The organism is Pseudonocardia oceanicola, assembly GCF_047200735.1.
In the GTDB taxonomy this organism is placed as follows: domain Bacteria; phylum Actinomycetota; class Actinomycetes; order Mycobacteriales; family Pseudonocardiaceae; genus Pseudonocardia.
Window position 1 is genome coordinate 60,859 of the sequence record NZ_JBJZON010000014.1, and the last position, 20,585, is coordinate 81,443.

At 75.3% G+C, this 20,585-nt stretch carries 18 protein-coding genes and 1 riboswitch; of the genes, 12 read left to right on the plus strand and 6 right to left on the minus strand.

The genetic code is table 11. The annotated features are described in order from the left end of the window. Nucleotides 1–97: 97 nt before the first annotated feature. Genes cbiE through ACL02T_RS19990 form a run of 3 tightly spaced genes read left to right on the plus strand, consistent with a single transcriptional unit; the run spans nucleotide 98 to nucleotide 2,810 of the window. Entirely contained in the window at nucleotides 98–1,324 is a 1,227-nt protein-coding gene (gene cbiE, locus ACL02T_RS19980; RefSeq protein ID WP_412832240.1) for a precorrin-6y C5,15-methyltransferase (decarboxylating) subunit CbiE, read from the plus strand. Continuing rightward, complete coding sequence (gene cobM, locus ACL02T_RS19985; RefSeq protein ID WP_412832241.1) at nucleotides 1,321–2,070, plus strand: precorrin-4 C(11)-methyltransferase; 750 nt, start codon at nucleotides 1,321–1,323, stop codon at nucleotides 2,068–2,070. The genes cbiE and cobM overlap by 4 nt, the downstream gene beginning before the upstream one ends. Further along, nucleotides 2,052–2,810, plus strand: a complete 759-nt coding sequence (locus ACL02T_RS19990; RefSeq protein ID WP_412832242.1) for a cobalt-precorrin-6A reductase — start codon at nucleotides 2,052–2,054, stop codon at nucleotides 2,808–2,810. Before cobM ends, ACL02T_RS19990 begins: the two co-directional genes overlap by 19 nt. A gap of 15 nt (nucleotides 2,811–2,825) precedes the next feature. On the opposite strand, the gene ACL02T_RS19995 is transcribed toward ACL02T_RS19990, so the two are convergent. From ACL02T_RS19995 to ACL02T_RS20005, 3 genes are read right to left on the minus strand one after another with little or no spacing between them, the layout of a single operon-like run. Next, nucleotides 2,826–4,394: a precorrin-2 C(20)-methyltransferase gene (locus ACL02T_RS19995; RefSeq protein WP_412832243.1), complete on the minus strand. Its 1,569-nt coding sequence runs from the start codon at nucleotides 4,392–4,394 to the stop codon at nucleotides 2,826–2,828. Then, complete coding sequence (locus ACL02T_RS20000; protein WP_412832244.1) at nucleotides 4,395–5,024, minus strand: precorrin-8X methylmutase; 630 nt, start codon at nucleotides 5,022–5,024, stop codon at nucleotides 4,395–4,397. Further along, nucleotides 5,021–6,292 carry a ferredoxin-like domain-containing protein gene (locus ACL02T_RS20005; protein WP_412832245.1) on the minus strand — a complete coding sequence of 424 codons (1,272 nt, stop codon included), beginning with the start codon at nucleotides 6,290–6,292 and terminating at the stop codon, nucleotides 5,021–5,023. The genes ACL02T_RS20000 and ACL02T_RS20005 overlap by 4 nt, the downstream gene beginning before the upstream one ends. Before the next feature lie 43 nt (nucleotides 6,293–6,335). Next, a riboswitch (cobalamin riboswitch) is annotated at nucleotides 6,336–6,527 on the plus strand. Between the two features lie 41 nt (nucleotides 6,528–6,568). On the opposite strand from ACL02T_RS20005, the gene cobN reads away from it, so the two are divergent. Then, nucleotides 6,569–10,342: a cobaltochelatase subunit CobN gene (cobN, locus tag ACL02T_RS20010; RefSeq protein WP_412832246.1), complete on the plus strand. Its 3,774-nt coding sequence runs from the start codon at nucleotides 6,569–6,571 to the stop codon at nucleotides 10,340–10,342. Between the two features lie 402 nt (nucleotides 10,343–10,744). Here the strand turns inward: cobN and ACL02T_RS20015 are convergent, their stop codons facing one another. Continuing rightward, nucleotides 10,745–11,170 (minus strand): MarR family winged helix-turn-helix transcriptional regulator, encoded by a 426-nt coding sequence (locus ACL02T_RS20015; RefSeq protein WP_412832247.1) that lies wholly within the window; start codon nucleotides 11,168–11,170, stop codon nucleotides 10,745–10,747. Between the two features lie 152 nt (nucleotides 11,171–11,322). Between ACL02T_RS20015 and ACL02T_RS20020 the strand changes: the two genes are divergently transcribed. From ACL02T_RS20020 to ACL02T_RS20035, 4 genes are read left to right on the plus strand one after another with little or no spacing between them, the layout of a single operon-like run. Beyond that, nucleotides 11,323–12,396, plus strand: coding sequence for a substrate-binding domain-containing protein (locus ACL02T_RS20020; RefSeq protein ID WP_412832248.1), 1,074 nt, complete (start codon nucleotides 11,323–11,325; stop codon nucleotides 12,394–12,396). A 50-nt stretch (nucleotides 12,397–12,446) separates the two neighbouring features. After that, nucleotides 12,447–12,731 carry an FmdB family zinc ribbon protein gene (locus ACL02T_RS20025; RefSeq protein WP_412832249.1) on the plus strand — a complete coding sequence of 95 codons (285 nt, stop codon included), beginning with the start codon at nucleotides 12,447–12,449 and terminating at the stop codon, nucleotides 12,729–12,731. 53 nt (nucleotides 12,732–12,784) lie between these two features. After that, nucleotides 12,785–14,032, plus strand: coding sequence for a formamidase (gene fmdA / locus ACL02T_RS20030; RefSeq protein ID WP_412832250.1), 1,248 nt, complete (start codon nucleotides 12,785–12,787; stop codon nucleotides 14,030–14,032). A gap of 29 nt (nucleotides 14,033–14,061) precedes the next feature. Next, complete coding sequence (locus tag ACL02T_RS20035) at nucleotides 14,062–15,087, plus strand: alpha/beta fold hydrolase (protein ID WP_412832343.1); 1,026 nt, start codon at nucleotides 14,062–14,064, stop codon at nucleotides 15,085–15,087. A gap of 1 nt (nucleotide 15,088) precedes the next feature. Here the strand turns inward: ACL02T_RS20035 and ACL02T_RS20040 are convergent, their stop codons facing one another. Next, nucleotides 15,089–16,726, minus strand: a complete 1,638-nt coding sequence (locus tag ACL02T_RS20040) for a RecQ family ATP-dependent DNA helicase (protein WP_412832251.1) — start codon at nucleotides 16,724–16,726, stop codon at nucleotides 15,089–15,091. Between the two features lie 27 nt (nucleotides 16,727–16,753). Continuing rightward, entirely contained in the window at nucleotides 16,754–18,127 is a 1,374-nt protein-coding gene (locus ACL02T_RS20045) for an MFS transporter (protein ID WP_412832252.1), read from the minus strand. Nucleotides 18,128–18,322: 195 nt separating this feature from the next. Between ACL02T_RS20045 and ACL02T_RS20050 the strand changes: the two genes are divergently transcribed. Genes ACL02T_RS20050 through ACL02T_RS20065 form a run of 4 tightly spaced genes read left to right on the plus strand, consistent with a single transcriptional unit; the run spans nucleotide 18,323 to nucleotide 20,451 of the window. Beyond that, the gene (locus ACL02T_RS20050; RefSeq protein ID WP_412832253.1) at nucleotides 18,323–19,156 is read left to right on the plus strand and encodes a PIG-L deacetylase family protein; all 834 of its coding nucleotides are present in this window, start codon (nucleotides 18,323–18,325) and stop codon (nucleotides 19,154–19,156) included. After that, entirely contained in the window at nucleotides 19,153–19,926 is a 774-nt protein-coding gene (locus ACL02T_RS20055; protein ID WP_412832254.1) for an AzlC family ABC transporter permease, read from the plus strand. The genes ACL02T_RS20050 and ACL02T_RS20055 overlap by 4 nt, the downstream gene beginning before the upstream one ends. After that, on the plus strand, nucleotides 19,919–20,233 hold the full coding sequence (locus ACL02T_RS20060; protein ID WP_412832255.1) for an AzlD domain-containing protein: 315 nt from the start codon (nucleotides 19,919–19,921) through the stop codon (nucleotides 20,231–20,233). Before ACL02T_RS20055 ends, ACL02T_RS20060 begins: the two co-directional genes overlap by 8 nt. After that, nucleotides 20,230–20,451, plus strand: a complete 222-nt coding sequence (locus ACL02T_RS20065; protein WP_412832256.1) for a hypothetical protein — start codon at nucleotides 20,230–20,232, stop codon at nucleotides 20,449–20,451. The genes ACL02T_RS20060 and ACL02T_RS20065 overlap by 4 nt, the downstream gene beginning before the upstream one ends. Nucleotides 20,452–20,585 lie beyond the last annotated feature (134 nt).

Genomic DNA, 20,585 nt, shown 5'->3' on the forward strand with positions numbered 1-20,585 from the left:
ATGGTGGCACCCTCCGGCCGAGACCGCCGGGGATCGAGGGTGGTCCGGCCCACGACCCGGGCGGCGACCACCCGGTCGCCCCGTAAGGTCTGCACCCGTGGACACGGGTGCGCACGACGGACCGGCGGTCACCGTCGTCGGGATCGGGGCGGACGGCTGGTCCGGGCTGGCAGGCACCGCGCAGGAGACCCTCGCGATGGCCGAGGTGGTCCTCGGCGGCCCCCGCCAGCTGGACCTGGTGGCAGGCAAGGTCGAGGCCGAGCTGGTGGCGTGGCCGTCGCCGCTGGTCCCGGCCCTGCCGGGGCTGCTGGAGAAGTACGCCGGGCAGCGGCTGTGCGCGCTGGCCTCCGGCGACCCGATGTTCTTCGGCCTCGGGGCGACGCTGGCCCGCACGGTCGGCGCCGAGCACATGCACGTGATCCCGCACCCGTCGTCGGTCACCCTGGCCTGCGCCCGGCTGGGCTGGCCGAGCGAGGACGTCGAGGTGGTGAGTGTCGTCGGGCGTCCGGTGGAGCGGCTGCGCCGCTCCGTGAGCCCCGGCCGACGGATCCTGGTGCTCAGCGCGGGCGCGGCCTCGCCGGCGCTGCTCGCCGCCCAGCTCACCGCGGACGGCTTCGGCCCGAGCCGGCTCACGGTGCTCGAGCAGCTGGGCGGCCCGGCCGAGCGGAGGTACTCCGGGACCGCGCGGGACTGGCTGCACCCGGAGGGCGACGCGCTCAACGTCGTCGCCGTGGAGTGCGCCGCCGCGCCCGGCGCCCGGGTGCTCGGCGAGGTCCCCGGCCTGCCGGACGACGCGTACGCCCACGACGGCCAGCTCACCAAGCGCGAGGTCCGGGCGGTCACCCTCGCCCACCTCGCCCCGCGCCCCGGCGAGACGCTGTGGGACGTCGGCGCCGGTGCCGGCAGCATCGCCATCGAGTGGATGCGCGCCCACCGGTCCTGCTGGGCCGTCGCTGTGGAGGCGCATCCCGAGCGGGCACAGCGGGTCCGGCACAACGCCGCGGCTCTCGGCGTGCCCGCCCTGCGCGTCGTCACCGGGCGTGCCCCGGCCGTGCTGGCCGAGCTGCCCCCGCCCGACGCCGTGTTCCTCGGCGGCGGGCTCACCCGGCCGGGCGTGCTCGACGCGTGCCTGGAGGCCCTGCCCCCGGGCGGACGGCTGGTGGCCAACGGCGTGACCGTGGAGTCCGAGGCCGCGCTCGCCGCCGCCCGCGAGCGGTTCGGCGGCACCCTCGTGCGGCTGCAGGTCGCTCGGGCCGAACCCGTGGGCGGCTTCCTCGGCTGGAAGCCCGCGATGCCCGTGACCATCTGGAGCACTCAGGTATGACCGTGCACTTCATCGGCGCCGGGCCCGGCGCCGTCGACCTGTTGACGATCCGCGCCCGCGACCTCATCGCGGCCTCGCCGGTGTGCCTCTACGCCGGGTCGCTGGTGCCGCCGGAGATGCTGGAGCTCTGCCCGCCGGCGGCCCGGACGGTCGACACCGCCCTGATGACGCTCGCCGAGATCGTCGACGAGATGGTGCGGGCGCACGAGCACGGCCTCGACGTCGCGCGGCTGGCCTCCGGCGACCCGTCGGTCTTCTCGGCGATGGCCGAGCAGATGCGCCGGCTGGACGCGGCGGGCGTGCCCTACGACGTCACGCCCGGGGTGCCGGCCTACGCCGCGGCGGCAGCCGCGCTCGGGCGCGAGCTGACCGTGCCGACGGTCGCCCAGACCGTCACGCTGACCCGGGTCGCGGCGCGGGCCACCCCGATGCCCGAGGGGGAGTCCCTGGAGGCGCTGGGCACCGCGGGCGGCACGCTGGTGCTGCATCTGGCCGTGCACCGCATCGACGAGGTGGTCAAGGAGCTCGCGCCCGCCTACGGCGCCGACTGCCCGGCGGCGGTGGTCGCCCACGCCAGCCGGGAACACGAGATCGTGCTGCGCGGACGGCTGGACGACATCGCCCACGCCGTGCACGAGGCCGGCGTCCGGCGCACCGCCGTCATCATCGTCGGGCCCGCACTGGCGGCCGAGCAGTTCCCGGACAGCCACCTGTACTCGGACACCCGGTGCCGGACCGGCTCCTGATCCTGGGCGGGACGTCCGACGCCCGGGCGCTGGCGGAGCTGCTGACGCTCACGAACGACCGTGCGCTCTCGGTCGTCTCGTCGCTGGCCGGGCGGGTCCGCTCGCCCCGGCTGCCACCCGGCGAGGTCCGGGTCGGCGGGTTCGGCGGGATCGCCGGGCTGGTCGCATACCTGCGGGACGAGGGGATCACGCGGGTCGTCGACGCCACGCACCCGTTCGCCGCCGGGATGACCGCGAACGCCGCGGCGGCGTGCGCGCGGACCGGGGTGCCCCTCACGATCCTGCGCCGCCCGGGCTGGACCGCGCAGCCGGGGGACCGGTGGCACCGGGTGGCGTCCCTGGCCGAGGCGGCGGACATACTGCCGCGCCTGGGCGCGCGGGTGTTCCTGACCACCGGACGGCAGGACCTGGCGGCGTTCGCCGACCTGGACCTGTGGTTCCTCGTCCGGTCCGTCGACCCGCCCGACCCGCCGGTGCCGCGGCGGATGCGGTCGATCCTGGCGCGTGGCCCGTTCACCGTCGACGGCGAGACGGCGCTGCTGCGCGAGCACGCCGTCGACGTCCTGGTGACCAAGGACTCGGGCGGTATGGACACCGCGGCCAAGCTCACGGCCGCCCGCCCCCTGGGCGTGCCGGTGGTGATGATCGACCGGCCCGCGCTCCCGCCCGGCGTCCCCGTGGTGGAGACACCGGAGCAGGCAGCGGCGAATCTGCGCGAGTCGGGCTCTGGGCTCCGCTGAGTCGCGCCCTGGGCTTCAGGCGCCGTAGTGGCGGGGGGTGAACACCGTCGGGCGCCCGTCACGCACCACGACCCGGGTGGTCGACGAGCCGATGATCAGCAGCGTCCGCATGTCGACGAGCTCCGGGTCGAGCTCGCCGAGGGTGGTGATCGTCAGGCGCTCACCGGAGCCGCCGACGTCCCGCCCGAGGACCACCGGGGTCTCCGCGGCGCGGTGCTCCAGCAGGACGTCCCGCGCCGCTCCCACCTGCCACGGTCGCGCCCTCGACCGCGGGTTGTAGATCGCGATCGCGAGGTCGGCCTGCGCGGCGTGCACGAGCCGGTCGACGACGGTCTCCCACGGCTTGAGCCGGTCGGACAGCGAGATCATCGCGTAGTCGTGGCCGAGCGGGGCGCCGACCGCGGCGGCGACGGCCTGGGCGGCGGTCAGCCCGGGCAGCACGCGCACCGGGACCTCGAGGTACTTCGGCTCCGAGGCCACCTCGAGCACGGCGGTGGCCATCGCGAACACACCGGGGTCGCCCGCGCTGACCACGGCGACGTTGCGGCCCGACGCGGCCAGGTCCAGTGCGTGCGCGGCCCGCTCGGCCTCGACGCGGTTGTCGCTGGCGTGCCGGGTCTGGCGAGGGTTGGGCGGGACCCGGTCGAGGTAGGGGCCGTAGCCGACGAGGTCGTCCGCGGCGGCGAGGGCGGCCGCGACCTGCGGGGTCAGCCAGTCCCGTCCCGCCGGCCCGGTCCCGACCACGGTCACCTGCCCCTGTGAGTGGCGATGGTCGCCATGACGACCGTCGCCACTCACGACCTCGCCGGGGTCCCCGGCCTCCGCCCGCTGCTCGGCGCTGAGATCGGCGGGGTCAGGGATGCTCGCGGCGACCTCGCCGGGCAGCACCGCGATCGAGAAGTAGGGCACCGATCCGGGGTCGATGTCGGCGAGGGCGCCGGTGCGCTGCCCGTCCATGGTGGCCCGCTCGACGAAGGCCGCCCGGTCGAGCTTCGCGGCGTCGGCGAAGGCGTCGCGGACGGTGGTGAACGTGCGCCCGAGCTTCATCACGGCCGCGGAGTCGGTGGCGCGCAACCGCTCGGCGAGCACCTCGCGGGGCAGCGTGCCGGGCAGGATCGTGAGGATCTCGTCGCGCTCGACCAACGGCTGGCCGAGCGCGGCCGCGGCGGCGCTCACCGAGGTCACCCCGGGCACGACCTCGGCGCGGAACCGGCCGGCGAGGCGCTTGTGCATGTGCATGTAGGAGCCGTAGAAGAGCGGGTCGCCCTCGGCGAGCAGCACCACGTCCCGGCCGGCCTGCAGGTGCGCGGCCAGCCGCTCGGCGGCCTCGGCGTAGAACTCGTCGATCGCGCCCTGGTAGCCACCGGGATGGTCGACGGTCTCGGTCGTGACCGGGTAGACCAGCGCCTCCTCGATCTGGTCGCCGCGCAGGTGCGGCTCGGCGATGCGGCGTGCGATGGAGCGGCCGTGCCGGGCGGAGTGGTAGGCGATCACGTCGGCGGAGCCGATGAGCCGGGCGGCCTTGATCGTGACGAGATCGGGGTCGCCGGGGCCGAGGCCCACGCCGTAGAGGGTCCCGCTCATCTAGATCTCCTGCTCGTTGGCCAGGGCGTTGAGCGCGGCGGCGGTGAGGGCCGAGCCGCCGCGCCGGCCGTGGACCACGAGGGACTCGAGGTCGGTGCGGGCGGCGAGCGCCTCCTTGGACTCCGCGGCACCGATGAAGCCCACGGGGATGCCGAGGACCGCGGCCGGGCGGGGGGCCCCGGCGTCGATCATGTCGAGGAGGTGGAACAGCGCGGTCGGCGCGTTGCCGATGGCGACGACGGCGCCGTCGAGCGTGTCGCGCCACAGCTCCAGCGCGGCGGCCGAGCGGGTGTTGCCCAGCTCGCGGGCCAGGTCCGGCACCCGCGGGTCGCGCAGCGTGCAGACGACCTCGTTGTCCTTCGGCAGCCGTGCCCGGGTGATCCCGGAGGCGACCATCATGGCGTCGCACAGGATCGGCGCGCCGTCCTGCAGGGCCTTGCGGGCCGCCGTCACGACGCCGGGGGAGAAGCCGACGTCGGAGGTCAGGTCGACCTGCCCACACGCGTGGATCATCCGCACGACGACGTACGCGACGTCGGGCGGGAAGGCCGACAGGTCGGCCTCGGCCCGGATCGTCGCGAAGCTGCGCCGGTAGATCTCCGCGCCGTCGCGGATGTAGTCGCTGGTCATGCGGTCGTGTCTCCGGTCGGGGTGAGGGCGGTACGGAGGTCGGGGACGGTCCGGTCGTGCACGGCGTAGGAGCCGTCGGCCAGGGCGACGACGTCGAGGTGCGGCTCGTGCGGGGCCCCGCACCGCCGCTCGCACCCGACGACGTGAACGCGGGGGAGATCGCCGCCCGCCTGCGCCAGCACGGCCCGGACGTCGGCCCGTACGTCGGCGTGCGACTTCGCGCAGCCGGGCCGGCCGGCGCAGGCACTGAGCGCGAGCGCCGGCGCGTCGGCGGCGAGCACGAACCCGTGGGTGCGGAGGCGCTGGTGGGCGTCGGGCGCGGGATCGGGCAGGACCAGCGTGCGCCAGGGCGTCACGATCGTCTCCGGCGCCGCGGCGGCCAGCCCGCGCAGCTGGGCGGCGGACAGCTCGCCCAGCACGGGGGCGAGGCCGAGGGCCACGCCGCCGTCCGCGCGGGGGATCGGGCCGACCGGAGCTCCCGACTCGCGCTGCCGGAGCTCCCGACCCGCGGGAAGGTCGGGTGCGGGAGCTCCCGACTTGCGCTGCCGGAGCTCCCGACCCGCGGGGACGCCGGCGTGATCGTCGGCCAGGGCGGCGGCGATCCGGGCAGGGGCGCCGGGGACCTCGGCGGCGCGCCAGGCACCGGCGCAGCCGGCCCGCCCCTCCTCGCGGAGGGTGAGAAACACCTCAGCGGCGGCGACGAGCAGGGCGGGCGCGTCCCCCGGGGCGCACGCGAGCGCCGTCGGCACCCCTGCGACCTGCAGGGAACCGTGGTCCGGCGCCTCCGCGACCCAGCACAGGTCCGGTTGCTCGGCCGCGACGTCACCCCTCCCGTCGTCCAGGGCGAACAGGAACCGGCCGGGCAGCGCGGCGAGCGCGGGGTGGGCGCACAGGGCCTCGTCGAGCGCGCGCGCCAGGCCCCGGACGTCCGCCCTCCCGCCGGTGATCCCCGACAGCGGCGAGGCCAGGACGTTGCGCACGCGCTCGTGCGACGGGGCCGGGATCAGGCCCGCCGCGCCGAGCCGCGAGACGAGCCGCGGGTCCTCCCGGACCAAGCCCCTGAGCTGCAGGTTCCCTCGCGAGGTGAGGTGCACCGCGCCGTCGCCGAGCTCCTCGGCGCACGCCGCGAGCACCCGCAGCTGGGCGGCGGCGACCACCCCGCCCGGCAGGCGGACGCGGGCCAACGCCCCGTCGGCCGCGTCGTGCGGGGCGAGCACGCCGGGGCAGGCGTCGGCCCGGGTGCGGGCGGCCGGGGATGGGGTGGGCACGGGTGGCACTGTAAACACGGACCGGGCGGCTTGACGCGGAGTGATCCGGTTGCGGAGAGTGGGCCCACACAACCGCATACGGCGAGCGGGACCAGGAAGACCGGTGCGAGTCCGGCGCGGTCCCGCCACTGTCACCGGGGAGCAGACCCCGCACGGACGGCCACGGGGAGACCTGGAAGGCCGGGGCGAGCGCGGATCCGGGAGCCAGGACACTGACCCGCCCGCCACGCACGACCCACCGACCCGGGACGCGGATCCCGTAGGAGAGGACCTTCGATGAGCGCCGCCCCGATCCTGCTGCTCTCGACCTCGGACACCGACCTCCTCTCCGCCCGGGCCGCCGGCGCCGACTTCCGCCTGGCCAACCCCAACCGCGTGCTGCTCGACGAGCTGCCGGCGATGGTCGCCGAGGCCGCCGTCGTCGTGGTCCGGGTGCTGGGCGGGTACCGGTACTGGGAGGAGGGCCTGGACCTCCTGCGCGCTTCCGGCACCCCGCTCGTCGCGCTCGGCGGCGAGATGGCGCCCGACGCCGAGATGATGGAGCTGTCCACGGTGCCCGCGGGTGTCGCGGCCGAGGCGCACACCTACTTCGCCCAGGGCGGGGCGGAGAACCTGCGCCAGCTGCACGCCTTCCTGTCCGACACGGTGCTGCTCACCGGCGAGGGTTTCGCGCCCCCGGTCGCCCTGCCCGAATGGGGGGTGCTGGAGCGTTCCCGAACCGACAGCACGGTCCCCGCCCAGGGGCCCACGGTCGCGGTGCTCTACTACCGCGCCCAGCAGCTCGCCGGGAACACCGCCTACGTCGAGGCGCTGTGCACGGCGATCGAGGCGAAGGGCGCGACCCCGCTGCCGATCTACTGCGCCTCGCTGCGGCAGGCGCCGGCCGCACTGCTGGAGACCCTGACCCGCGCGGACGCGCTGGTCGTCACCGTGCTCGCCGCGGGCGGTACCAAGCCCGCGTCGGCCCAGGCCGGCGGCGAGGACGAGGAGTGGGACGTCGCCGAGCTGGCCGCCCTCGACGTCCCGATCCTGCAGGGGCTCTGCCTGACCTCCAGCCGCGCCGCCTGGGACTCCGACGACGACGGGCTGTCCCCGCTCGACGTCGCGACCCAGGTCGCCGTGCCCGAGTTCGACGGCCGGCTGATCACCGTGCCGTTCTCGTTCAAGGAGGTCGACGCGGACGGGCTGTCGGTCTACGTCCCGGACCCCGAGCGCGCCGCCCGCGTCGCCGGGATCGCGGTGCGGCACGCGAACCTGCGGCGGATCCCCAACGCGGACAAGAAGATCGTGCTCATGCTCTCGGCGTACCCGACCAAGCACGCACGGATCGGCAACGCCGTCGGCCTGGACACGCCGGCGTCCACCGTCGCGCTGCTGAAGTCGATGCACGAGGCGGGCTACGACGTCGGTGACCTTCCCGGCGTCGAGGCGGGGGACGGCGACGCCCTGATCCACGCGCTCATCGAGGCCGGCGGGCAGGACCCCGACTGGCTCACCGAGGAGAAGCTCGCCGGCAACCCGGTCCGGATCTCGGCCGGGCAGTACCGGCGCTGGTTCGACACCCTGCCCGAGGACTTCCGCGCCGGGGTCGAGGAGCACTGGGGGCCCGCGCCCGGCGAGCACTACGTGCAGGACGGGGACATCGTCGTCGCGGCGCTGCGCTCCGGGAACGTCACGCTCATGGTGCAGCCCCCGCGCGGCTTCGGGGAGAACCCGGTCGCGATCTACCACGACCCCGACCTGCCGCCCTCGCACCACTACCTCGCGGCCTACCGGTGGCTCGCCGCCCCTGCGGCCGACGGCGGGTTCGGCGCCGACGCCGTCGTGCACATCGGCAAGCACGGCAACCTCGAGTGGCTGCCCGGCAAGACCCTCGGCATGTCCGCGAGCTGCGGGACCGACGCGGCGCTCGGCGACCTGCCGCTGATCTACCCGTTCCTGGTCAACGACCCGGGCGAGGGCACGCAGGCCAAGCGCCGGGCGCACGCCACGCTCGTCGACCACCTGATCCCGCCGATGGCCCGTGCCGAGACCTACGGCGACATCTCCCGGCTCGAGCAGCTGCTCGACGAGCACGCCAACGTCTCCGCGCTCGACCCGGCCAAGCTGCCCGCGATCCGTCAGCAGATCTGGACGCTGATGACCGCGGCGCGGATGGACCACGACCTGGGCCTCGAGGAGCGCCCGCACGAGGCCGAGTTCGACGACATGCTGTTGCACGTCGACGGCTGGCTGTGCGAGATCAAGGACGTCCAGATCCGGGACGGGCTGCACGTGCTCGCCGCCGCCCCGGAGGGCGACACGCGGGTCGACCTGGTGCTGGCGATGCTGCGCGCCCGGCAGATGTGGGGCGGCGAGCAGAGCGTCCCCGGTCTGCGCGAGGCCCTCGGCCTGGTCGAGGACGGCACCGAGGCCCGGGGGACCGTCGACGGGGTCGAGACCCTCGCCCGCGCCCTCGTCGCCGACATGGAGGCCGCGGGCTGGGACCCCGACGCCGCCCCCGCCGTCGTCGCCGCGAATCTCCCAGCGCGACTCACCGAAGCCGAGAGCGCGACTCGCGGAACCTCGGCCCACGATCCCGCGAGTCGGGGTGTGGGCTCCGGTGAGTCGGGCTCTGGGCTTCACGGCTCTGGGCTTCACGGCTCTGTGCTTCACGGCTCTGTGCTTCACGGCTCTGGGCTTCACACGGGGGCGGATCACGCGACGGTCGAGAAGATCCTGCGGTTCGCGGCGACCGAGGTGGTGCCGCGGCTGGCGGAGACCGCGCACGAGATCGACCGGGTGCTGCACGCCCTGGACGGCGGGTTCGTCCCCGCCGGCCCGTCCGGCTCGCCGCTGCGCGGGCTGATCAACGTCCTGCCGACCGGCCGCAACTTCTACTCGGTCGACCCCAAGGCGGTCCCCAGCCGGTTGGCGTGGGAGACCGGGCAGGCCATGGCGGAGTCCCTCGTCGAGCGCTACCGCCGCGACCACGGGGGCGAGTACCCGCGCTCGGTCGGCCTGTCGGTGTGGGGCACGAGCGCCATGCGGACCAGCGGCGACGACGTCGCGGAGGTCTTCGCGCTGCTCGGCGTCCGGCCCGTGTGGGACGAGATGTCGCGGCGGGTCACCACGCTCGAGGTGATCGACCTCGAGGAGCTGGGCCGGCCGCGCATCGACGTCACGGTTCGGATCTCCGGGTTCTTCCGGGACGCGTTCCCGCACGTCCTGGCCCTGCTCGACGACGCCGTCCAGGTGGTGAGCGACCTCGACGAGCCCGCCGAGCAGAACTTCGTGAAGGCCCATGTGCGGCAGGACGAGCAGCGCACCGGCGACCGGCGCCGCGCCACCACGCGGATCTTCGGCTCGAAGCCAGGTACCTACGGGGCGGGCCTGCTCCAGCTGGTCGACTCGAAGAACTGGCGGGACGACGCCGACCTGGCCGAGGTCTACACGACCTGGGGCGGCTACGCCTACGGTCGCGGGCTCGACGGCGCCCCGGCGCGGGACGACATGGAGACGGCCTACCGGCGGATCGCGGTGGCGGCCAAGAACACCGACACCCGCGAGCACGACATCGCCGACTCGGACGACTACTACCAGTACCACGGCGGCATGGTCGCCACCGTCCGCGCGCTGACCGGCACCGCCCCCGAGGCGTACGTCGGCGACTCGACCCGGCCCGACGCCGTCCGGACCCGGACCCTGCACGAGGAGACGGCCCGGGTCTTCCGGGCCCGCGTGGTGAACCCGCGTTGGATCGAGGCCATGCGCCGGCACGGGTACAAGGGTGCGTTCGAGATGGCGGCGACCGTGGACTACCTGTTCGGGTGGGACGCGACCACCGGCGTCGTGGCGGACTGGCAGTACGAGAAGCTCACCGAGTCCTACGTCCTCGACCCGGACAACCGGAAGTTCCTGTCCGAGTCCAACCCCTGGGCGCTGCACGGCATGGCGGAGCGGCTGCTCGAGGCGGTGGAGCGCGGGCTGTGGGAGGCGCCCGAGCAGGCGACGCTGGACGCGCTGCGCCAGGCGTACCTGGAGACCGAGGGCGACCTCGAGGCCGAGTAGCGAACGGCGCGCCCGCTCACCCGGTACGAGCGGGAGCGCCGCTCGTGCGCCGTGCACTGCCGGCCGTACCGGAACGACGTCTCGACGTCGGCGGACGCCGGTCGGACACTCGGCCCCCCGACCGTCCGCCCCGTGCCCTCGCCGACGGCGAGACGCTCGAGCTCGGCGGGCGGCGGGTGCGCTGGATCGACACCTCGCACGTGCCCCACGGGTGGGAGTCGGGGCTGCTCGTCGAGGAGACCACGGGGACGCTGCTCTGCGGCGACCTGTTGACCGCGACCGGCCGCGGCCCCCCTGACCGAGGCCGACCCGGTGGGGCCGGCGCTCGCGGCGGAGGCGGTGTTCGACGCGACCGCCCCGACCCCGGGTACCGGACCCGTCGCCCCTCACCGGGTGGTCGGGTCAGCGCGCCAGCCGGCCGAGGTGCTGCCGGAGGTCGGCCGCGGCCGGCCCGAGCTCCTGCAGCAGCGCCGTCTCGACCTCCCGCACGGCCGGTGCCAGCCGCGCGTGCAGCTCCCGGCCGCGGTCGGCCAGCAGCACCAGCACCCGGCGGCGATCGGTCTCGTCGACCCGCCGGTACACCAGGCCCTGGTCGATGAGCCGGTCGATGATCTTGGTCAGGGTCGGGGCGGGGACCCGCACGGCCGCGGCGATCCCGCTCATCGGGTGGCCGTCGCCCGCCGCGAGCAGGTCGAGCACGCGCCAGCGGTCCAGGCCCGGGCCGTCCGGACCGAGTGCCGCCTCGATGCGCCGCTCCACCCGGTGCGCCGCGGCCGCGAGCGCGTCGAGGAGGCCGGTTCCGGTGACCGACGGTGGTGCGGTGCTCACGGCGGGTCCATCTCCTGCGGGGAGGGGTGACGGGGGAGGCGGTTCTGGTCAAGACTCTCACGGGCGGGGCACGGAGAGGACTCCGACGGCGGACGCGACCGGGGAGGTCCGCGATGCGCACGGCCGGCAGGGGCGGGAGCGGTCCCGGTGGCGTGGGTGACGGCCCGGGCGACGTCCTGGGCGACGTCGTGGAGGTCGCCTTCGTGGTGCCGCGCAGCGGCCCGGCGGGGCTCTTCGGCCCGGCCTGCGAGTGCTGCGGCGCCCTGGCCGCGGCGGAGCTGAACGCGGCCGGCGGCGTGCTCGGCCGGGAGATCCGGCTCCGCCCGGTCGACGGCGGTCGCGCCCCGGCCGAGGTCGCGGCCGAGGTGGGCGCGCTCGTCGAGACGGGTGCGGTGCAGGCGGTGTCGGGCTGGCACATCTCGGCCGTGCGGCAGGAGATCGCCCCGCGGGTCAGCGGCCGCGTGCCCTACGTCTACGCCCCGCTCTACGAGGGCGGCGAGCGCACGCCCGGCGTGTTCCTCACCGGCGAGACCCCGGACCGGCAGGTGCTGCCGGGCCTGCGCTGGATGGCCGCCGAGCTGGGCGTGCGGACCTGGTGCGTCGTCGGCGACGACTACGTGTGGCCCCGCGTGTCGGCGCGGGCCGCCCGCAGCTGGGCCCGGACCACGCCCGACGTGCGGATCCTCGACCAGGTCTTCGTCCCGCTCGGCACCGAGGACTTCACCGACACGCTCGCCCGGGTGCTGCGCTCCGGTGCGCAGGGCGTGCTGATGTTCCTGGTGGGCTCGGACGCGGTGCGCTTCAACCGGGCCTTCACCGCCGCCGGCGCGGACCGCCGGTGCGTGCGGTTCAGCCCGCTGATGGAGGAGAACATGCTGCTCGCGAGCGGTGCCTCGCGGGAGCTGTATTCCGCCGCGGCCTGGTTCGAGAGCCTCCCGACGGCGGCGGGCCTGGACTTCTCGCGGCGCTACGTCGAGCGGTTCGGGCCCCGCGCACCGGTGCCGGGCGCGCTCGCCGAGTCCTGCTTCGAGGGCCTGACCCTGCTGGCCCGGCTGGCCGAACGGGCCCGCTCGCTCGACGTCGACGCCGTGTCGGGGGCGGGGGAGGGGATCGCCTACGAGAGCCCGCGCGGCGACGTCGCGCTGGTGCACAACCACCTCCGGCAGGACGTCTACCTGGCCCGGGCAGACGGGCTGGAGTTCGACGTGCTCGCCCGCTTGACCTGATTGCTGTCAATCGACATAGTTTCATACGACAGCAAATCGGGGAGGCGCCCGTGCCCACCTACGCGTTCCGCTGCCCCCACTGCGGGGGGTTCGAGGTGATCCGGCCGATGCGTGAGGCGGGGGCACCCGCCACCTGCCCCGAGTGCGGCACCGCGGCCCGCCGGGTCTTCGAGTCACCGGCGTTGCGCGCGGGCGACCCCGGGATACGCCGCGCCCTCGACGCCTCCGAACGCAGCGCCGACGAACCCGCCGTCGTCTCCTCGGTGCCCGGCCGCAACCGCAGGGCGACCCCGATCACCCGGGACCCGCGGCACGCCCGCCTGCCCCGCCCCTGATCCTCCCCGCGCACGTCCGGCTCCGATCCGCTCCGTCACCAGGAGGTTCCGCCATGCCCGACGTCGTCTTCTCCGTCGACCAGGCGAAGTCCATGCGCGAGCAGGCCGTGCCCGGCCACAATCGCTGGCACCCGGACGTCCCGCCCGCGGTGACCGTCGCTCCCGACTCGTCGATCCGCGTCGAGTGCCGGGAGTGGACGGACGCTCAGATCGGCAACAACGACTCGGCGAACGATGTCCGGGACGTCGATCTGACGCGCTGTCACATGCTCTCCGGACCGATCGCGGTGGAGGGCGCCGAGCCCGGGGACCTGCTCGTCGTCGACATCCTCGACCTCGGCCCGGTGCCGCAGCAGGTCGGCGATGCGCCCGGCCAGGGGTGGGGCTACACCGGCGTCTTCGCCAAGCAGAACGGCGGTGGCTTCCTCACCGACCACTTCCCCGACGCCTACAAGGCGATCTGGGACTTCTCCGGCCAGGTCGCGACCTCCCGCCACCTGCCGGGGGTGAGGTACACCGGCATCACCCACCCCGGGCTGTTCGGCACCGCGCCCAGCCACGAGCTGCTCGACCGCTGGAACACCCGGGAACGGGCGCTCATCGCCACCGACCCGGACCGCGTCCCGCCGCTGGCCCTGCCGCCGTTGGAGGAGGCGACCCTGGGCGGGAGCGCCACCGGTGACGTCCTGCGTGAGATCGCCCGCAACGGCGCCCGCACCGTGCCCGCCCGCGAGAACGGCGGCAACCACGACATCAAGAACTTCACCCGCGGCAGCCGCGTCTTCTACCCGGTGCACGTGCCGGGCGCCTTGTTCTCCGGCGGTGACCTGCACTTCTCGCAGGGCGACGGCGAGATCACCTTCTGCGGCGCCATCGAGATGGGCGGGTTCATCGACTTCCACGTCGACCTGATCAAGGGCGGCATGGAGACCTACGGCGTGACGACCAACCCGATCCTGATGCCGGGCAACGTCGAGCCGCGGTACTCCGAGTTCCTCACCTTCATCGGCATCGGCGTGCAGCACGAGACCGACACCCAGCTCTACAACGACGCCACCGAGGCCTACCGCAACGCCTGCCTCAACGCCGTCACGTACCTGGAGAAGTTCGGCTACTCCGGCCCCCAGGCCTACCTGCTGCTCGGCTCGGCGCCGATCGAGGGCCGCGTCTCCGGAGTCGTCGACATCCCGAACGCCTGCTGCTCGCTCTACCTGCCGACCGCGATCTTCGACGACGACCTGCGGCCGTCGGCGAGCGGCCCGACGCGCAAGGACCGGGGGAGCTGCGCGGTGAGCTCGTGAGCGAGGCGGCAGGCGCGTCGATCGGGGCGATGGGACGAGACGCCGCCTACGAGGTCCACGAGATCCCGGACCTCACCCTGGAGTGCGGGGCGACGCTGCGGCCGGCGCGGATCGCCTACCAGACCTACGGCGAGCTGAACGCCGACCGCAGCAACGCGATCGTCTACCCGACCTGGTACTCGGGCCGGCACTGGGAGAACGAGTGGCTGATCGGCGAGGGGATGGCCCTCGACCCCGGCCGCTGGTTCGTCATCGTGCCGAACATGCTCGGCAACGGGTTGTCGTCGTCGCCGTCGAACACCCCGCCGCCGTGGGACCGGGCCCGGTTCCCACGGATCGACGTCCGGGACAACGTCGCGGCGCAGCACCGGCTGGTCACCGAGGTCTTCGGCATCGAGACGCTGCGGCTGGTGCTGGGCTGGTCGATGGGGGCGGGGCAGACCTACCAGTGGGCGGTCAGCCACCCCGAGATGGTGCAGCGCATGCTGCCCTTCTGCGGGTCGCCGCGGACCGCGCCGCACAACAAGGTCTTCCTGGACTCGCTGCGCGCCGCGCTGACCGCGTCGGTCGGGTTCGACGACGGCTGGTACCCGCCGGACGACTGGCCCGTCGGCGGGTTGCGGGCCTTCGCCCGGATCTACGCGGGCTGGGGCTTCTCGCAGGCCTTCTACTGGAACGAGGTGTGGCGCGAGCTGGGGCACACCTCCCTGGAGGACTTCGCGGTCGGGTTCTGGGAAGGCTTCTTCCTCGACGACCGGGACCCGAACAACCTGCTCACCATGCTCGACACCTGGTGGCGCGGTGACGTCGGGAGGACGCCGGGGTTCTCCTCCACGGAGGAGGCGCTGGGCTCGATCCGGGCGAAGGCGATCGTGATGCCGGCGGAGAAGGACCTGTACTTCCCGCCCGAGGATGAGGAGTGGGCCGTGTCCCACATGCGGGACGCCGAGCTGCGGGTGATCCCGGGGGTGTGGGGGCACTTCGCGGGCGGTGGGGCGAACCCGGTGGACACGGAGTTCATCGACGCGGCGGTGAGGGACCTGCTCGACCGGTGAGTCACGCCTCGCGGACGTCGAGCAGGTCGTTCTCCTCCACCGCACCTCGGGAGAGCGTGGTGTAGCCGCGCTCGTCGAACAGCACCGTCAGCCGGTCGGCCTCGGTGGCGAGCACCACGCCGTCGCCCCACTCGGGGTGCCGGACGGGGGTGCTGGGCGTGAGCCCGTCGCGCTCGTCGCCGAGGTCGGCCGGGACGTGCTCCTCGGCCGATCCCGCCTCGCAGGTGTCGCAGTGCCCGCACGGGCCGCCGAGCTCCTCGCCGAAGTACCCGAGCAGGTAGCGGCGCCGGCACCCGCGGGTCTCGGCGTACTCGCGCACCAGGTCGATGCGGGAGCGGACGAGCCGGCGGTGCCGCTCGGCGGCCTCCACGGCGGCCTCGACCGCCTCCCGCGCCGACAGGTCGGCCCGGGAGATCCGGCCCTCGGCGACCCGCACCGCGCCGACCTGCTCGAGCAGGTTGACCGCGTTGGTCCGCCGCTGCGGCGACAGCGCGGCGCGCTCGCCGAGCTGCGTGCCGCCGGCCGGGCCCTCCTGCAGCGCGGCGAGCACCGCCCGCAGCGCGTCCGGCTTGGGGCGGCGGGCCACCAGGAACCGCTGCAGGCGCAGGTCGTCGTGGTGGTGGTGCAGCTCGACGGTGGCGGGCTCGCCGTCCCGGCCGGCCCGGCCGATCTGCTGGTAGTAGGCGTCGAGCGATCCGGGCGAGGCGGCGTGCAGCACGAAGCGCACGTCGGGCTTGTCGATGCCCATCCCGAAGGCCGAGGTGGCGACGACGACGTCGAGGTCGCCGGCGATGAAGCCGTCGTGCGCCTGCTCGCGCCGCGTGCGGTTCAGCCCGGCGTGGTAGCGCCCGGCACGGATCTCGGGCGCCGCGGTCTCGAGCGCCTCGGTGTAGCGCTCGGCCTCCTTCCGGGTGGCCACGTAGACCAGGCCGGGCTTCGGCAGCTCCCGGACCCGCTCGACGATCTCCCGGTGCCGCCGGTCGTCGTCCGCGTAGACCTGCACGGTGAGGTGCAGCTCGGGCCGGTCGAAGCTCCGCACGATCTCGCGGGGTTCGCGCAGGCCGAGGCGCTCGACGACGTCCGCCCGGACCGGGGGTGCGGCGGTCGCCGTCAGGGCCACCACCGGCGGGTGCCCGAGCCGCTCGATCGCCGCGCCGACCCGCAGGTAGTCGGGCCGGAAGTCGTGCCCCCACTCCGACACGCAGTGCGCCTCGTCGACCACGAACAGGCTGACGCCGGCCTCGACGAGCCGCTCCACGACGTCGTCCTTGTCCAGCTGCTCGGGGGCGAGGAACAGGTACTCGGCCTCGCCCGAGTCGAGCGCCTCCCAGGCGCGCGTCGTGCGCGCGGCCGGCTGCGCGGAGTTGACCGTGACCGCCTCGGGGACATCGCGTTCGGCGAGTCCCTGCTGCTGGTCGTGCTGCAGCGCGATGAGCGGCGACACCACGACGGTCGGTCCGTCCAGGAGCACCGCCGGCACCTGGTAGATCGCGGACTTGCCCGCACCGGTGGGCAGGACGGCGAGGACGTCGCGACCCTCGAGGAGGTGCTCCATGCCGTCGAGCTGGTCGGGGTGCAGCTCGGCGAAGTCGAACCGGTCCGCGGCCGCCCGCCGCAACCGCTCACGTGCTGTCGTCACCGGGCGGCGATACCCGGGGCACCGCGCTCACAACCCGGGCGCTTCCGGCGTCGCGGTCCGGGGAGCGATCGCCGCCCCGACCAGCGCGAGCACGACGAGCACGACCAGCAGCACGGGCAGGGCGACGGCCGGGGTGACCAGGACGGCGAGCAGCGCGCCGCCGAGCCCGACGAAGGCGGCCTGGGCGAGCTGGTCGGCGAGCTGGGCGGCCGACGAGTGGTAGCCGACGTCCGCCCCCGCCGAACCGGCGAGGAGCAGCGCCGCCAGCGAGGAGAACCCGAGGCCCATGCCGACCCCGGCGACCAGCCAGAGCGGCAGCGCCACCCAGGCGACACCCCACGCGGGCGCGACGACGAGCAGCCCGGCCGTCCCCGCGGCGATCATCAGCATCCCGATGCGCAGCAGCCGCGGCCGCGGCAGCTCGGGCCGGCGGCCCTGCCACGCGGCCGCCGCGGACCAGCCCAGCGACCCGACGATCAGCGGCAGCCCGGCCGCGGACAGCGACCAGCCGTGCGTCGCCGTCAGCACGAGCGGCAGGTAGGCGGTCACGGTGAAGAACGCCCCGGAGATCAGTCCGCGTCCGGCGACGACGGCGGCGATCCCGCGCCGCGCCCGGATCGTCCCCGCCGGCACCAGCCGGCGCAGGGCGGGCACCAGCGCCGCGAGCGCGGCCACGGCGAGCACCGCACCGGCGGACGTCGGGTGCTGGCCGGCCCAGCTGAGCGCGGACACACCCAGCGCGGCGGCCACGGCCGCCACCACGAGCCCGCGCCGCGACGGGGCGGACCCGGCGGGCGGTGCCAGCCCGCGGACGGCCGGCAACACCAGCAGCACCGCCAGCGCCACCAGCGGGAGCAACCCGAGGAAGACCCAGTGCCAGGACAGGTGCTCGGTGACCAGCCCGGCGACGGGCGGCCCGACCAGCGAGGGCACCACCCAGGCCGAGGACACCCACCCGAACACGGCCGGCCGGGCGCGCGCGGAGTAGACCAGCGCGATCAGCACGTACACCGCCACGCCCTGGGCGCCCGCGCCGAGGCCCTGCAGGAGCCGCCCGGCCAGGAGCTGGGCGAGGGTGCCGGCCGTGCCGGCCACGACCAGACCGAGCCCGAACACCGCCGGGGCGAGCAGCAGGACGAGCCGGGGCCCGCGCGCGTCGCACCACCGCCCGCCGAGCACGGTCCCGACGACGGTCGTGGCGAGGAACGCGACGAAGGGCCAGGCGTAGTCCGCGACCGTGCCGAGGTCGGCGACCACGGCGGGCATGGCGGTGCCGACACCCATCTGCTCGAACGCGACGACACTGATCAGCAGCACGATCCCGACGGTCACCGCCCGGCGGCGGGGACCGAAGAGCTCCTCGCGGACGGTGGGCGGCGGGTTCGTCGGTACGGCGGCCACGCCAGGAGCCTGTCCGCTGAACCGCGGTTCAGGTCAAGCGGTTTCCGGCGACGGTGGCGTTCCCCGCGCCCGCTCGGCGTTCGGTGCCGGGGGAGGAACGGCGGCCCGCGGCCGAACGGGGTTCGAACGGCGGCTTCCTAGCGTTGGCTCGTCCGCATCACGAGTCCGCACCCGCACTCCGCCAGGAGGCCCCCGATGTCCGCTTCTCCGACCCCGCTCCGGCCCGCTGCACCGCGCACCGCACCGGTCACCCCGGCGATCAGCCCGGCGATCACCGACGCCGCCGACCTCGGCACGGTGCTCGGCATCTGGGCCCACCCCGACGACGAGGCGTTCCTCTCCGCCGGGCTGATGGCCGCGGCCACGGCCGCCGGCAACCGGGTGGTGTGCGTGACCGCCACGCTCGGCGAGCGCGGCACGCCCGAGCCCGAACGCTGGCCACCCGACCGGCTGGGCCGGGTCCGCGCGCACGAGTTGCGCGCCTCGCTCGCCGTCCTCGGCGTGACCGAGCACCACCTGCTGAACATCGTCGACGGCACCTGCGCCGCCCAGCCGCACGACGCCGCGGTGTGGCGCCTCGCCGGGATCGTCGACGCCGTCGCCCCGGACACCGTGGTGACCTTCGGCCCGGAGGGGATGACCGGCCACGAGGACCACCAGACGGTGTCGGCGTGGGCCACCGAGGCCCGCGCGATCGCCGCCCCCCGTGCGCGGTTGCTGTACGCGACCACCACCGAGGAGTTCGTGCAGCGGTGGGAGCCGGCGCGGGAGGCGTTCGACGTCTTCCTCGCCGAGGGGCTGCCCCTGCGCACCCCGGCCGACGCGCTGGCCGTGGAGCTGCGGCTCACCCCTGCCGAGCTGGACCGCAAGATCGTCGCCCTGCGCGCCCAGGCCTCGCAGACCGGCGGGCTGATCGCCGCCGTCGGCGAGGAGCGCTTCCGGCAGTGGTGGTCCACCGAGGCGTTCGTCGCCGCCGAGTCCGTGAGCTCCGGCGCGCGGGAGTGGGGCACCTGGCGGGTGGCGGCATGAGCACGTGCCCGGCCGGGACGGAGCCCGGCGCGACCGCGCCGGGACCGGGGACGGCTCCGCTGCGGCGGGCCCTCGCCGACTCCGCCACGGTGATCGTGGCGTACGTGCCGTTCGGCCTGACGCTCGGCGCCACCCTGGCCTCGACCCGGCTGCCGACGTGGGTCGCGTGGGCCTCGTCGCCGCTGCTGTTCGGCGGCGCGGCCCAGCTCGTGGCGGTCTCCCTGCTCGACGGCGGGGCCGGGGCCGCTCTCGTGGTCGTCGCCGCGCTCGTCACCAATGCGCGCATGCTGCTCTACAGCGCCTCGCTCGCCCCTTACGCGGCGGAGTGGCCGCGGCGTCGGCGGTGGCTCGGCGCGTACCTGCTGGCCGACCCCGTCTACGGGTTGGCGACCGGGCGCTTCCGCCGGCCCGACCGCGGCGGGGGACCGCGTGAGCGGTTCGTCTACTACGTCACGGTCGGCGCCACGTTGTTCGTGGCGTGGCAGGTGCTGACCGGCGCAGGTGTGCTGCTCGCCGGGACGCTCCCGGCGTGGCTGCGCGTCGACCTCGCCGCGCCGCTGACCTTCCTGCTCCTGCTGCTGCCCATGCTCACCGGACGGGCCGCGTACGCCGCAGCGGTGACCGGCGGGGCGGTCGCCGTGGCCGTCTCCGCGCTGCCGCTGGGCCTCGGTCTGGTCGTCGGCGCCGCGGCCGGCATCACCGCCGGTGTCGCCGCCGACTCCTGGCGCCGGGCAGCCGAGCCACGTCCGGAGGGAGTCGGTGATGCATGAGCTCCTGGTCCTCGTCGCCGTCGCCGTCGGGACCTACGGGATGCGGGCGGCGTTCCTGGTGGTGGCCCGGCCCGAGCCGCCGGCGCCCCTCGCGCGGGTGCTGCCGCACGTCGGCCCCGCGGTCCTGGGCGCGATCGTCGCGCCCGCCCTGCTCGCCCCGCACGGGGCGATCACGGCGGCCGACACCGTGCCGGCCCTCCTGGCCGCGGTCGGGGCCTGGGCCCTGTGGCGGCGGTTCCACAGCCTGCCGATCGCCCTGTTCGGGGCCCTCACGCTCGCCCTGCTCACCGCGGAGGTGTTCCGATGACCGCCGAGGCCGCGAGGACGAGGGCCGCCGACGTCCCCGCCGCCGACGTCCCCGCCGCCGACGTCCCCGCCGCCGACGTCCCCGCCGCCGACGTCCCCGCCGCCGACGTCCCCGCCACCGACGTCCCGGCCGCCGACGCACCGGCCGCGGTCCGGATCCGGGAGCTCGGCCCCGGCCGGTTCGCCGCGCCCGTCCCCGCCCGGCGGTGTGCCGCCTGACCGGCGCGCACCCGTCGCTCACCCGATCGGTCCACGGGTCGCGTGCCGGGTGGCCCTGTCATCGGGTACCGGCTGCGAGGACGCTGGCCCGGGGCGGCCCGGCTCCGCGCCGGCCGCCGCGGAGGTGGGCGCGG